Here is a 12,741-nt window from a genome sequence, read left to right as displayed (position 1 = left end):
AGAGAAGAGGGAAATGCGGATGACTGGGATTATGTCACGTGGATTAAAAGAGGGAATGAAAACTTCATGGACATTAGGAAAAGTAATTTTTCCTATCACTTTGATTGTGACTATTTTACAGTATACTCCTGTTTTACCTTGGGTTATGGAAAAATTGTCCCCGTTAATGCGATTAATTGGGCTGTCAGGTGAGGCAGCCGTTCCCTTGGTATTAGGGAATGCCCTGAATTTATATGCTGGAATAGCTGCAATTGTTTCTTTCGATTTTTCCGTGAAAGAAGTTTTTATCATGGCAGTCATGTTGTCATTTTCTCATAATTTATTTATTGAATCAGCAGTCGCTTCCAGGGTTGGAGTGAGCTGGTGGTTAATTGTCGGTATCCGTGTTACGTTGGCTTTAATAGCGGCGATTGTTATTAATATAGTATGGAATGGCGGAACAGAGATGGCACAATATGGACTTATTTCCTCTGACGTTGCCGACCCGATTGGCTGGGGAGCTATTATACTGCAAGGTCTTCAAACAGCTATTATAGCTATTGTTCAGTTGGCTTGTATTGTTATACCATTAATGGTTATTATGCAATTTTTAAGGGAAAAAGGATGGCTGAGCATTCTTTCAAATAAATTCGCACCGTTTACAAGATTGCTTGGAATGGAAAAGAACACTTCTATGACAATGGTTGCGGGATTAACAATTGGTCTAGCATATGGAGCAGGGTTAATGATTCAGGCCGTGGAAGAGGACAATGTATCGAAAAAAGATATGCTACTGGCACTGATCTTTTTAGTCTCCTGTCATGCGGTAGTGGAGGATACTCTAATTTTTATACCTTTAGGGATTCCCGTTTGGCCATTATTGCTCATACGCCTAACCACAGCTATTCTTTTAACATTGGCTATCGCTTATATATGGAAACGCGTAGATTATTCAAAGAACAGGAAGGAAGCAACTAATGAACATAGATACAATACTCTTTGACCTTGACGGCACTTTAATTGATACAAATGAACTTATAACCGCCTCTTTTGAACACACGTTCAAAAAACATAATTTATCCTTTACCAAAGAGGAAATCATGGGATTTAACGGCCCTCCATTACTCGATACATTTCATAACATAGATCCAGAAAGGGCTGATGTACTGGTTAAGACCTATCGTGAACATAATCTAGCTGAGCACGATCGTTATGTAAAGGCTTTTCCGTACGCAGTAGAAACCATACAGAAGTTGAAAAATAGTGGGAAAAAGGTTGGCATTGTTTCTACAAAAATGGCTAAGAGTGTGCATATGGGTCTCACTCTGACAGGTCTGGAACCTTTATTTAATACCATTATTACTTATGACGATGTCCAACATGCAAAACCTCATCCAGAGCCAGTAATAAAGGCAATGAAGGAATTGGATGCAGATGGCGCCTCTACATTAATGGTTGGAGATAACTATCATGATATAGTGGCTGGTAAAAATGCAGGAGTGCAAACTGCAGGTGTTTCCTGGGCGCATAAAGGCAGAGATAGTCTCTTAGCATATAAACCGACTTATATGCTGGAGGACATGCGGGATTTACTGAAAATAACAGGAGTGTAGTACATGCGTAAAACAGAGCGTTTTCCGGTAGAACATGCCAACTCCTTGTGGCAAATATATAAAACCGTGTCCTTTTGGAAGGTTGTTAAAAATTTTATTATCATTCAATTGGCTCGGTATACACCTTTTCTAAGCTTGAAAAATAGCTTGTACCGTATTTTTTTACGAATGAAGGTGGGCAAACAAACAGCATTTGCATTGATGGTGGTACCAGATGTTATGTTTCCTGAAAAAATAAGTGTGGGAAATAATAGTATAATTGGTTATAACACCACTATTCTTGCGCACGAATATCTTATTAAAGAATATCGTATTGGCAATGTCATAATCGGTGATAATGTACTGATTGGTGCAAATACAACTATATTACCTGGTGTTACGATAGGTGATAGAGCTGTTGTTTCAGCAGGCACACTTGTTCACAAGGATGTCGCCCCGGGAACTTTTGTTGGGGGGAACCCGATGCAAGTGATTTATACGAAAAAGGAAATGGAAAAACGTGAAGAAAATAACTTCTCTGAATAGGTGATAATAATGGATATACCTTCTGGGATTATTCCGGCAATTCGTAAAATGAAAGATTTTGATAAGGCGCTCGACACCTCTTATGATTCACTTGTTTTCTTGGAAACAAGACTTGCCCAGTTGAAGAGTCTTGTTACTTACACAAAACGTGCAAATAAAAAAGCATTGGTGCATTTTGATTTAATCCAAGGGTTAAAAGCGGATGAATTTGGTATGGAATATCTAGTAAGAGAAGTTAAACCAGATGGGATTTTATCAACCAGGGCTAATATTATAAAGCTAGCAAAGAAACATAACCTTCTATCGATTCAACGGATTTTTTTATTAGATAGTCTTGCATTGGACCATAGTCTGGAACTAATTAAACGTATTCAGCCTGATAGTGTAGAGGTATTACCAGGAAGGATGCCATCTATTATTAAAGAAATTTATGAACAAACTAAAGTTCCTGTAATAGCCGGTGGGCTGATAAAAACAGAGGAAGATGTTTCAGCAGCATTGAAGGCAGGGGCTCATGCAGTATCTACTTCAAATCGTGAATTATGGTAGATATACAAAGAACTGACAGGAGGGGGGCCTTTATGACCCTTTCTGTCAGTTTTTTTGTCCTAATATGTGGTAACTACCCAATGATTCTCAAAAAAGATAAACTACGAAGTAACTTGGTAGTATTTTATCTTTTTTTAAGAGCGTTCGTTAACAACACAGAAAGTTAAAAAAAGAAATTTTTGGATATACAGGTTAAGTAGGAAAGATAATGTGGAATAACTAACTAGTAGCTCCGTATAAATCCTGCCAGAGATTTGGGGCCGCGGATTGCACATTGGTTTTTACCGATACCAGGAAAAAGGGATTCAAATTGGCGATATTCCTGGGTTCCGGTTATAGGGCCTGCAATAGGAGGTATATATGGAGGGCTGTTTTATTAAGCATTATTTGAAGCTACACCTACTTTAACTTTTTGGATATTTAGTTGTTTTATTATTGTTTTATTTGGAATAGCTTTATCGAAAGAGCTAAAAACTGCTACGATGTAAATTTGTAAGCAAATAAATCTTTGTTAGTAATAATAAGGAGGAGTAAAATAATGGAAAAATATATGTTGGCATTGGATCAGGGAACAACGAGTTCTCGTGCAATTATCTTTAACCATAAAGGAGAAATAGTAGAAACAGGCCAGAAAGAATTTGAACAATTTTTTCCTAAACCAGGTTGGGTAGAGCATGATGCGAATGAAATTTGGACTTCTATATTATCTTGTATTTCAGAAGCATTACGTAAAAGTGATGTAAATCCTGAACAAATTGCAGGAATTGGTATTACAAACCAACGAGAAACAACCGTAGTTTGGGATAAACAGACAGGAAAGCCAATCCATAAAGCAATTGTTTGGCAATCAAGACAAACACAAGAAATATGTAATCAACTACGTGAATCAGGTTATAATGATATCTTTCGTAATAAAACAGGATTGTTACTTGATCCCTATTTCTCTGGTACAAAAGTGAAATGGATACTTGATCACGTGGAAGGTGCAAGAGAAAAGGCAGAGAACGGTGAGCTTTTATTCGGAACAATGGATACATGGCTTGTCTATAAACTGACAGGTGGTAAAGTGCATGTTACTGATTATTCAAACGCGTCGAGAACGTTAATGTATAATATTTACGATTTAAAGTGGGATGAAGAACTACTGGATGTATTAGAAATTCCTTCTAGTATGCTTCCGGAAGTTAAAGCTTCATCAGAAGTATATGGAAACACGGTAAATTATCATTTCTTTGGCCAGGAAGTCCCTATTGCTGGTATGGCTGGAGATCAGCAGGCGGCACTCTTCGGCCAAGCTTGTTTTGAAAAAGGAATGGCAAAGAATACGTATGGTACTGGTTGCTTTATGCTAATGAATACAGGTGAAGAAGGTGTCCAGTCAGAAAATGGTTTACTGACAACACTTGCATGGGGTGTTGATGGAAAGGTAGAATATGCCCTTGAAGGGAGTATATTCGTAGCAGGTTCAGCAATTCAATGGTTGCGAGATGGTTTGAAAATTATTAATAGCTCTCCTGAAAGTGAACCATTGGCAAAATCGGTATCTTCGACAGAAGGGGTTTATGTTGTACCTGCTTTTGTTGGGCTTGGTACTCCTTACTGGGATAGTGAAGTGAGAGGTGCTGTATTTGGTTTAACACGTGGTACAAAAAAGGAACATTTTGTACGGGCGACATTGGAATCATTGGCATACCAAACGCGAGATGTAGTTGACATTATGATAAAAGATTCGGGAATTAATGTTAAAAAATTCAGGGTTGATGGCGGAGCTGTAAAGAATGACTTCCTCATGCAATTTCAAAGCGATATGTTGGATGTCGAGGTTGAAAGGCCGGTTGTAAATGAGACCACCGCGCTAGGCGCTGCATATTTGGCAGGACTAGCTGTTGGATTCTGGGAAAGCAAAGAGGAAATTGCCAAGCAGTGGAAAGTAGATAAGACATTTACTCCACATCTGTCAGATGATACGAGAGAAAATTTGTATACGGGATGGCAAACTGCTGTTAAGGCAGCTCAGACATTTAAATAAAAGAGTATACGTTTAAACATCTATATGATATAATAAAAATAAGTTAATATACCGGCCGGAGAATTGGAGAAACCGCAAATCACTAATATGTTATTAGTGTATTTTGCGGTTTTTTCTTTTTTTGTAAATAGTGTCGGTAAATCTTACATGTTTGTCCTTAAGAAAGGGTATGGATATGTATAGATGATTTCAATTATCAGGGAGGTTATTGTAATGAAAAACTTTTCAAGTTATGAACGTGATGAAACATATAAGCAACTAGAAGATAACAAATTGGATTTGCTTGTAGTGGGAGGAGGTATTACTGGAGCAGGAATCTCATTAGATGCTGTAACGCGTGGCCTAAAAACCGGGCTTGTTGAAATGCAAGATTTTGCAGCAGGAACCTCAAGCAGGTCGACTAAATTAGTTCATGGCGGGCTACGTTACCTTAAACAATTTGAGGTAAAGATGGTTGCCGAAGTAGGCAAGGAAAGAGCGATTGTTTATGAAAATGGGCCACATGTAACTACACCAGAATGGATGATGCTGCCATTCCATAAAGGAGGTACTTTTGGGCCTTTTACTACAAATGTTGGTTTACGAGTGTATGACTTTTTAGCTGGTGTGAAAAAAGGTGAAAGACGAACGATGTTTAAGCCTGAAGAAGCGATTAACAGAGAACCCCTTATTAAACAAGATGGTTTAAGAGGAGCAGGATATTATGTAGAATACAAAACAGATGATGCTCGATTAACAATAGAAGTGTTAAAGAAAGCAGTTCAAAAAGGAGTACACGCAATTAATTATGCTAAGGTGATTGATTTTATTTATAATGACCAATCCAAGGTTACTGGAGTGGTGGTTGAGGATCAAATTACTAAAGAAACACACCGTATATATGCTAAGAAAGTTATTAATGCTGGAGGGCCGTGGGTAGATGAACTAAGAGAAAAAGACGGTTCCAAGAAAGGGAAAGCTTTACATTTAACAAAAGGGGTTCACTTGGTTTTTCCGAAAGAAATCTTTCCGTTGCAACAGGCAATTTATTTTGATGCCCCAGATGGTCGAATGATTTTTGCTATTCCAAGAAATCGAGTCACATATGTGGGTACAACAGATACAACTTACAAAGGGGACATTGCCCATCCAACGATGACGGAAGAAGATCGAGATTATATAATTAATGCGATTAATTATATGTTCCCTACATTGGAAATTACCGCAGAGCATGTTGAGTCCAGCTGGGCAGGTTTACGCCCACTTATTGCCGAAGAGGGCACTGATAATCCAAGTGAGATATCAAGAAAAGATGAAATATTTGTTTCTGATTCAGGATTAATATCCATGGCTGGAGGAAAGTTAACTGGATATCGGAAAATGGCTCAGGAAGCTGTGGATAAAGTAGTAGAGCAATTTAAAAATGAAGAAGGCATTCTTTATTCCAAATCAGAGACAGAGCATTTACCTATTTCTGGTGGTGAAGTCGGTGGATCAAAAGGATTCCAAAATTTTAAAAAGAAGAAAGCTGAATTAGCAGTAGCTGCTGGAATGGAAGAAAGCTTAGCGTTGGAATTAATTCAGAAATATGGTGCGAATTTTGATGTCATTTTGGATTTTTACCAAAACGAAAGCGATAGAGCAGAAAAAGAAGGTATTGCTCCTGAAGTTTTTGCAGAACTCAAATATGCAATGGAATTTGAATCCACGTATAAGCCTGTTGATTTCTTTGTCCGACGTACCGGAGCACTCTTCTTTGATATTAATTGGGTTAGAGAGCATAAAGAGAATGTTATTAAATTTATGGAAAAACAGCTTAAGTGGTCTGGAGAAGAAAAGCAAGAGTATATTGATGAACTTGAACAACTGCTAAGAGATGCAGTCGTCCCTGTAAAATAAATCAAAAAGGGGCTGGGACATAACTAAACAACGCTATTCTAAAGACGAACTATTTAAAATGTGGGAACCCCGCTCCGGAAAAACACTTCGCTTTCCGTGGGCGCTGCTAAGCCTCCTCGTGCTATGCACTCCGGGGTCTTAGCTAGGCTTTTTCTCCCACAGGAGTCTGCGTGTTTTTCCTCCGCTAATTCGTTACAAAAAATAAATCCGAACCATAATTCATTATTAGTATGAATCGGTTCGGATTTTAACTTTATAAAATTTCATTTGGCCCAGCCTCTTTTTACATTGAGGTGTATATCTATTCCTTAGTAAATATGATATACTTTGTTCCGTGATAAGAAGTTAAGGATAGTTAAGGTTAGGGGTATACACATGCAACAAGCAAAAGAAAAAAGCCAAGATAAATCTAATAATGTTATCCCTTTTATTCCGGAAGGTGATTTTTATTTCACAAAAGGTGTAGAAGCATTTCAAAAAAGAAAATTTGATATTGCGATAAAGTGGTTGCGAAAGGCAATGGAAGAAAAGCCTGAGGATCCGTTATACGCTTGCCAAATGTCAATTATATATACAGAAATTGGAGCATACCATGCTGCTAATCAGCTTTTAACAAAGGTGTTACAAACGACGGACTATGTGGATTGTTATTATTTAATTGCAAATAATTATGCCCATTTAGGCCTGCTTAATGATGCGAAAAAGTATGTTAATTACTATCTGGAAAAAGAACCAGATGGCGACTTTCACGAAGAAGCGCATAGCTTGCTGGAATTAATTGATTTCGATGAAGATGATGATGAGTGGGAATTGGAAGATGAAGATGAGATTCTGATTTATCAGGAAACAGTTTTTCACCACATGGAGTATATGGAGTGGGAAAAAGCCCTCCCGTTAATTGAAGAAATGATGACATTATTTCCTGAGCACAAAATGGCTAAACATGATTATACACATGCATTATTCTTTTCAGGGCAAAAAGATGAGGCCATTCAAAAAGAACTTGATATTCTAAAAGAAGAACCAAACGCTCTATATTCACATACAAATCTTGCATTATTTTATTATCAACTGGGCAAGGTAAAAGAATATAGAACCTGTGTTGAGACATTGAGAAATGTCTATCCGATTCATGCTCAACAAAAGTTAAGAATTGCTGTTACTATGGCGAGAACAGATAATTTGCAGGAGGCTTATGAACGTTTTCATCAGTTAACAAAGCGTCTTGTGAAAGGCCACCCTTCTTATTTCCGCTGGTTTAGTTATACAGCTTATCATGTAGGAGAGACTGATAAAGCCATTGCCTTATGGGAAGAGGGCTGTAAAAGGCATCCTTCATTATCCAAAGAAAAACAGCCTTGGCTGGATCAATGAGCATAATATTAGACGAGAAGAACTAATTCTTATAAGCTGAATATGGCTATAATTACTAGAAGAAAAAGGGGCGATTTAAAATGTCCGAAGAACGTATTTATGATGTAATCATTGCGGGCGCAGGTCCTGCCGGAATGACTGCGGCAGTCTATGCTTCCAGAGCAAACTTGGACACATTAATGATCGAGCGAGGAATACCAGGTGGTCAAATGGCCAATACGGAAGATGTGGAGAACTATCCAGGATATGAGCATATCCTAGGCCCGGATCTCTCTAATAAAATGTTTGAGCATGCGAAGAAGTTTGGTGCCGAATATGCTTATGGAGATATTAAAGAAGTAATTGATCATGGTGATTATAAAACGCTCATAGCAGGGAAAAAAGAATATAAAACCAGATCACTTATCATAACAACAGGAGCCCAATATAAAAAATTAGGAATACCTGGTGAAGAGGAGTTAAGTGGTAGAGGGGTTTCCTATTGTGCTGTATGTGACGGAGCCTTCTTTAAAAATAAAAATTTAATCGTAATTGGTGGAGGTGACTCTGCCGTAGAAGAAGGTATTTATTTGACAAGGTTTGCTGAAAAGGTAACAGTAGTTCACCGCCGTGACGAATTACGCGCACAAAAAATCCTGCAAGATCGTGCCTTTGATAACGATAAAATGGATTTCATCTGGGATACTGTGGTTGAGCAAATCAACGAGAAAGACGGAAAAGTTGGTAGTGCTACCCTAAAAAATAATAAGACCGGTGAAGTGTATGATCACGCTATTGATGGAACATTTATCTATATCGGTATGGTCCCATTAAGCGAACCGTTTAAATCTTTAAATATCACAAACGATGAAGGATATATTCCTACAGATGAACATATGTCTACATCGATTCCAGGAATATTTGCAGCAGGAGATATTCGTGAAAAAACGCTTCGACAAATTGTGACAGCAACTGGCGATGGTAGTATTGCAGCTGAGAGTGCTATAAAATATGTTGAGGACCTTTCAGAAGAATTAAAGGCAAGCGCTAAATAAAGGCTTTACGTAATCGTAATTGGTTTTTAACGCTGCTGTAATACGCTCGCAATATTTATGGGGTACAATATAAATAACTAATTGACCCCCTTTTAATAGATAAATTAGTTTCTTGCACAGGTGTTAGTCACCTGTGTCTTTTTTTGTGCAGAAGACTTGTCTGAACATGTCGTTTTGGTCGACTTTACCGTAAATAACTCAGCTCAAATCGTATAATTTTATGAAAAACTTTAGATGATTTTTTCCACTTAAATGCGGAAAGGTATGTGTTGTTATATGTTGGGAAGTAACTAGTTCTTGTTGATTTTATTTTTCCTAGTATAATGGTAGTAGCGTATTAAAGTCCTCCAGAAGGTTTGAGGTGAATGAAATGCAACGTGTAACGAACTGTATATTAATAAAAAATAACCATATATTATTAATGAAAAAGCCGAGACGCGGCTGGTACGCCATACCTGGTGGGAAAATGGAGCTTGGTGAGTCAATCAAAGAATCTGTTATCCGTGAGTATCAAGAAGAGACTGCACTTACTCTTATAGATCCTGAATTAATGGGAAGTTTCACATTTACTATTCATAAAGGTAAAGAAGTGATCCAGGAATGGATGATGTTTACTTTTGTATGTGAGAAATATGAAGGAAACTTAATAGAATTCTGTAGAGAAGGTGAATTGGAATGGGTTCCTACAGAAAAAGTAAAATATCTGCCTATGGCAGAAGGAGATCGTAAAATCTTTCAACATGTTTTAAATTCGTCCTCCATGTTATATGGTTCGTTTTCCTATACAGAGGATTATGAACTGATTAATTTACGGTTGGATCCCATAGTTAATTAAGTGCAACATATCTAAAGGGGAGATATAGATGAGAAACGGAGAACAAGAAACTAAATTAGTTATTATTACTGGAATGTCCGGTGCGGGAAAGACAGTTGCTGTTCAAAGTTTTGAGGATTTGGGTTATTATTGCGTGGACAATTTGCCTCCAACGCTTTTACCTAAATTTTTGGAGTTAATGAAGGACTCAACTAATAATATAAGAAAAGTTGCTCTGGTAATGGATTTACGGGGCCGTGAGTTTTTTGACTCTCTCTTTGAAGCATTGGATGGCCTTGCGAAGGAAGATTGGTTAGAGGAGCAAATTCTATTTCTTGATGCAAAAAATGAGAAACTGGTAAGTAGATACAAGGAAACACGAAGGGCTCACCCTTTGGCAGTAGAAGGCCTTCCTTTAAATGGAATTAAACAGGAACGGAAAATGCTTGATGAGCTAAGAGGGAGAGCACAACGTATTATAGATACAACAAATTTGAAGCCAAAAGAATTAAGAGAAATAATTTTAGAAAATTATACGGAGGAAAAGCAAGAAACCTTCTCAGTCCATTGCGTTTCATTTGGTTTTAAATATGGATTGCCTATTGATGCTGATTTAGTTTTTGATGTTCGATTCCTCCCGAACCCACATTATGTTGAGCAAATGCGACCACTAACTGGGTTGGATAAAGATGTATCATCTTATGTATTTAAATGGTCGGATACACAGAAATTCAAAGAGAAGGTTTTAGATCTGTTACAATTCATGCTCCCACAATATAAAAAAGAGGGTAAATCCCAACTAGTTGTAGCAATAGGATGTACTGGTGGACAACATCGTTCAGTAGCGCTTACTGAGTTTTTTGCCAAAGAGCTCTCATCAAATTATATTACGCATGTCAGTCACCGTGACATTGACAAAAGAAAGGGACGTTAATATGACAGAAAATAAGCAGCCTCAAGTAGTCGTAGTTGGGGGAGGTACAGGCATGCCTGTACTACTCAGAGGTTTGAAAAATCTGCCCATTCAACTGACCTCACTTGTTACTGTGGCTGATGATGGTGGAAGTACAGGGAGAATAAGAAATGAGATGGCAATCCCGGCTCCAGGTGATATTCGTAATGTCATTGCTGCCTTGTCTGACGCTGAACCGATGTTACTGGAATTATTCCAACACCGTTTTAATGTAGGGAATGGCTTATCAGGTCATTCGCTTGGTAATTTATTGCTTGCGGCAATGGCAACAATAACTGGAAATTTTAATAAAGGGATTAAAGAAATCTCCAGAGTATTAAATGTAAAAGGTAAAATATACCCAATATCTAATGACAATATGTCTTTACATGCAAGGATGACAGACGGGACTGTCATATCGGGTGAATCAAATATACCATTGTCTAATAAACATATTGAAAGGGTGTTTCTTAGCCCTCAACCTGTAGAACCTTTACCTAATGCTATTCGTGCGTTGGAAAGGGCTGATTTAATTGTAATAGCGCCCGGGAGCTTGTATACAAGTATTATGCCTACAATTATTATGCCGGGTGTGGCTGATGCTATACAACATGCAAAAGCAAAAGTAGTGTATGTATGTAATGTTATGACCCAAGCTGGAGAGACTACCGGATATACGGCATCTGATCATGTACAGGCAATTTTTGACCATATTGGCAAAGGCACTATCGATTCTATTGTGGTACATAATGAGCCGATAAAGAAAGCGGTCCGGGCAGTATATGCGGAGGAAAATGCAGAACCGGTTGTATATGATATAGAACGATTATTGGAAATGGGTTTGCAAATTATTGAAGGGGATATTATTGATCATTCCCAATCAACTTTGCGGCATGATAATGATAAAGTCGCTAAACTCCTGTATTCCATTATAGATAAATAAAATACAGGATTTGTTAAGGGGGGATCTTATGTCTTTTGCATCAGAAATAAAAAAAGAGTTAACAGCAATTGAAGTGGAGGAATGCTGCAGGCATGCAGAGCTCTCAGCTTTAATCCGCATGAACGGAGCAATTTCTTTATCCAAACAACGTTACGTTCTGGACATACAAACAGAAAATGCCGCAATTGCGAGAAGAATATATTCTTTGATTAAGTCGATTTATACGATTCCAGTAGAGTTACTTGTTCGAAAAAAAATGAAGCTAAAAAAAAATAATGTATATATTGTGAGATTAAAGGAAGATGTAAGTAGTTTATTAGCTGATTTAGACATTTTGCAAGGCACTCACACATTTATCCGTACCATATCACCAAAGTATTTGAAAGAGCCATGTTGCAGACGTGCATACTTACGAGGAGTGTTTCTTGCAGGTGGCTCGATTAATAACCCTGAAACCTCTTCCTATCACTTAGAAATAGCAAATTACTACCAGGAACATAATGACGCATTATGTGATTTGCTAAACGGTTTTGGGTTACATGCACGTAAGCTGGAGAGAAAGAATGGGTTTATTGTGTATATGAAAGAAGCCGAAAAAATCACCGAGTTTTTAAGTATTATTGGTGCACATAATGCATTGTTTAAATTTGAGGATGTTCGGATTGTTCGTGACATGAGAAATTCAGTGAATAGATTAGTGAATTGTGAAACTGCAAATTTAAATAAAACAATTGGTGCAGCGTTTCGACAAATTGAGAATATCAACCTAATTGATAAAACGGTTGGGCTTGATCAATTACCAGAAAAACTCCGGGAAATTGCTGTTCTACGTGTCCAGCATCAAGATGTATCTCTGAAAGAGCTGGGAGAGTTAGTCTCAAGTGGTAAAATTTCAAAATCAGGTGTAAACCATAGACTAAAAAAAATAGATGAATTTGCGGAAAAGATTAAGCGCGGGGAAGCAATAATGTAAAAGTGAAATTGTGTTTATTTTGTTTACCATTCATGATATAATACGGATAATTTATAGAAGAATGATATTTGGCGATTA

The 12,741-nt window shown here is 37.5% G+C and carries 12 protein-coding genes and 1 pseudogene; all 13 read left to right on the top strand.

Annotation, left to right across the window (positions count from 1 at the left end):
* Nucleotides 1-19: 19 nt before the first annotated feature.
* The 13 genes and pseudogenes from BME96_RS13465 to whiA all read left to right on the top strand — a co-directional run bounded on the left by BME96_RS13465 (nucleotide 20) and on the right by whiA (nucleotide 12,663).
* Nucleotides 20-982 (top strand): nucleoside recognition domain-containing protein, encoded by a 963-nt coding sequence (locus BME96_RS13465; RefSeq protein ID WP_019377728.1) that lies wholly within the window; start codon nucleotides 20-22, stop codon nucleotides 980-982.
* Nucleotides 957-1,592: a pyrophosphatase PpaX gene (gene ppaX / locus BME96_RS13460; protein WP_019377727.1), complete on the top strand. Its 636-nt coding sequence runs from the start codon at nucleotides 957-959 to the stop codon at nucleotides 1,590-1,592. The genes BME96_RS13465 and ppaX overlap by 26 nt, the downstream gene beginning before the upstream one ends.
* A 3-nt stretch (nucleotides 1,593-1,595) precedes the next feature.
* Nucleotides 1,596-2,117, top strand: coding sequence for an acyltransferase (locus BME96_RS13455; protein ID WP_019377726.1), 522 nt, complete (start codon nucleotides 1,596-1,598; stop codon nucleotides 2,115-2,117).
* Nucleotides 2,118-2,126: 9 nt separating this feature from the next.
* Entirely contained in the window at nucleotides 2,127-2,666 is a 540-nt protein-coding gene (locus BME96_RS13450; protein ID WP_019377725.1) for a glycerol-3-phosphate responsive antiterminator, read from the top strand.
* 236 nt (nucleotides 2,667-2,902) lie between these two features.
* Nucleotides 2,903-3,154: pseudogene (locus BME96_RS19995) on the top strand (aquaporin); the annotation flags it as partial.
* Nucleotides 3,155-3,204: 50 nt separating this feature from the next.
* Nucleotides 3,205-4,695, top strand: a complete 1,491-nt coding sequence (gene glpK / locus BME96_RS13440) for a glycerol kinase GlpK (protein ID WP_071649306.1) — start codon at nucleotides 3,205-3,207, stop codon at nucleotides 4,693-4,695.
* 213 nt (nucleotides 4,696-4,908) lie between these two features.
* Nucleotides 4,909-6,573: a glycerol-3-phosphate dehydrogenase/oxidase gene (locus BME96_RS13435; protein WP_019377722.1), complete on the top strand. Its 1,665-nt coding sequence runs from the start codon at nucleotides 4,909-4,911 to the stop codon at nucleotides 6,571-6,573.
* 375 nt (nucleotides 6,574-6,948) lie between these two features.
* Nucleotides 6,949-7,947, top strand: coding sequence for a tetratricopeptide repeat protein (locus BME96_RS13430; RefSeq protein WP_071649305.1), 999 nt, complete (start codon nucleotides 6,949-6,951; stop codon nucleotides 7,945-7,947).
* Between the two features lie 80 nt (nucleotides 7,948-8,027).
* Nucleotides 8,028-8,981: a thioredoxin-disulfide reductase gene (trxB, locus tag BME96_RS13425; protein WP_019377720.1), complete on the top strand. Its 954-nt coding sequence runs from the start codon at nucleotides 8,028-8,030 to the stop codon at nucleotides 8,979-8,981.
* Nucleotides 8,982-9,351: 370 nt separating this feature from the next.
* Nucleotides 9,352-9,816, top strand: a complete 465-nt coding sequence (locus tag BME96_RS13420; protein WP_071650008.1) for an NUDIX hydrolase — start codon at nucleotides 9,352-9,354, stop codon at nucleotides 9,814-9,816.
* Between the two features lie 28 nt (nucleotides 9,817-9,844).
* A complete protein-coding gene (gene rapZ, locus BME96_RS13415) occupies nucleotides 9,845-10,729 on the top strand; it encodes an RNase adapter RapZ (RefSeq protein WP_019377718.1) in 885 nt (294 codons plus the stop codon).
* 1 nt (nucleotide 10,730) lies between these two features.
* Nucleotides 10,731-11,690 carry a gluconeogenesis factor YvcK family protein gene (locus BME96_RS13410; RefSeq protein WP_019377717.1) on the top strand — a complete coding sequence of 320 codons (960 nt, stop codon included), beginning with the start codon at nucleotides 10,731-10,733 and terminating at the stop codon, nucleotides 11,688-11,690.
* Between the two features lie 28 nt (nucleotides 11,691-11,718).
* A complete protein-coding gene (gene whiA, locus BME96_RS13405; protein WP_060678522.1) occupies nucleotides 11,719-12,663 on the top strand; it encodes a DNA-binding protein WhiA in 945 nt (314 codons plus the stop codon).
* Nucleotides 12,664-12,741 lie beyond the last annotated feature (78 nt).

This window comes from Virgibacillus halodenitrificans, from assembly GCF_001878675.1.
Classification (GTDB): domain Bacteria; phylum Bacillota; class Bacilli; order Bacillales; family Amphibacillaceae; genus Virgibacillus_Q; species Virgibacillus_Q halodenitrificans.
The sequence above is the reverse complement of the archived record's forward strand: the minus strand, read 5'-3'. Positions and strand labels throughout refer to the sequence as shown.

Bases quoted from the DNA above. Each gene is read 5' to 3' on its own strand.
- BME96_RS13465 (WP_019377728.1), top strand. From the start codon at position 20: ATGACTGGGATTATGTCACGTGGATTAAAAGAGGGAATGAAAACTTCA.
- ppaX (WP_019377727.1), top strand. From the start codon at position 957: ATGAACATAGATACAATACTCTTTGACCTTGACGGCACTTTAATTGAT.
- BME96_RS13455 (WP_019377726.1), top strand. From the start codon at position 1,596: ATGCGTAAAACAGAGCGTTTTCCGGTAGAACATGCCAACTCCTTGTGG.
- BME96_RS13450 (WP_019377725.1), top strand. From the start codon at position 2,127: ATGGATATACCTTCTGGGATTATTCCGGCAATTCGTAAAATGAAAGAT.
- glpK (WP_071649306.1), top strand. From the start codon at position 3,205: ATGGAAAAATATATGTTGGCATTGGATCAGGGAACAACGAGTTCTCGT.
- BME96_RS13435 (WP_019377722.1), top strand. From the start codon at position 4,909: ATGAAAAACTTTTCAAGTTATGAACGTGATGAAACATATAAGCAACTA.
- BME96_RS13430 (WP_071649305.1), top strand. From the start codon at position 6,949: ATGCAACAAGCAAAAGAAAAAAGCCAAGATAAATCTAATAATGTTATC.
- trxB (WP_019377720.1), top strand. From the start codon at position 8,028: ATGTCCGAAGAACGTATTTATGATGTAATCATTGCGGGCGCAGGTCCT.
- BME96_RS13420 (WP_071650008.1), top strand. From the start codon at position 9,352: ATGCAACGTGTAACGAACTGTATATTAATAAAAAATAACCATATATTA.
- rapZ (WP_019377718.1), top strand. From the start codon at position 9,845: ATGAGAAACGGAGAACAAGAAACTAAATTAGTTATTATTACTGGAATG.
- BME96_RS13410 (WP_019377717.1), top strand. From the start codon at position 10,731: ATGACAGAAAATAAGCAGCCTCAAGTAGTCGTAGTTGGGGGAGGTACA.
- whiA (WP_060678522.1), top strand. From the start codon at position 11,719: ATGTCTTTTGCATCAGAAATAAAAAAAGAGTTAACAGCAATTGAAGTG.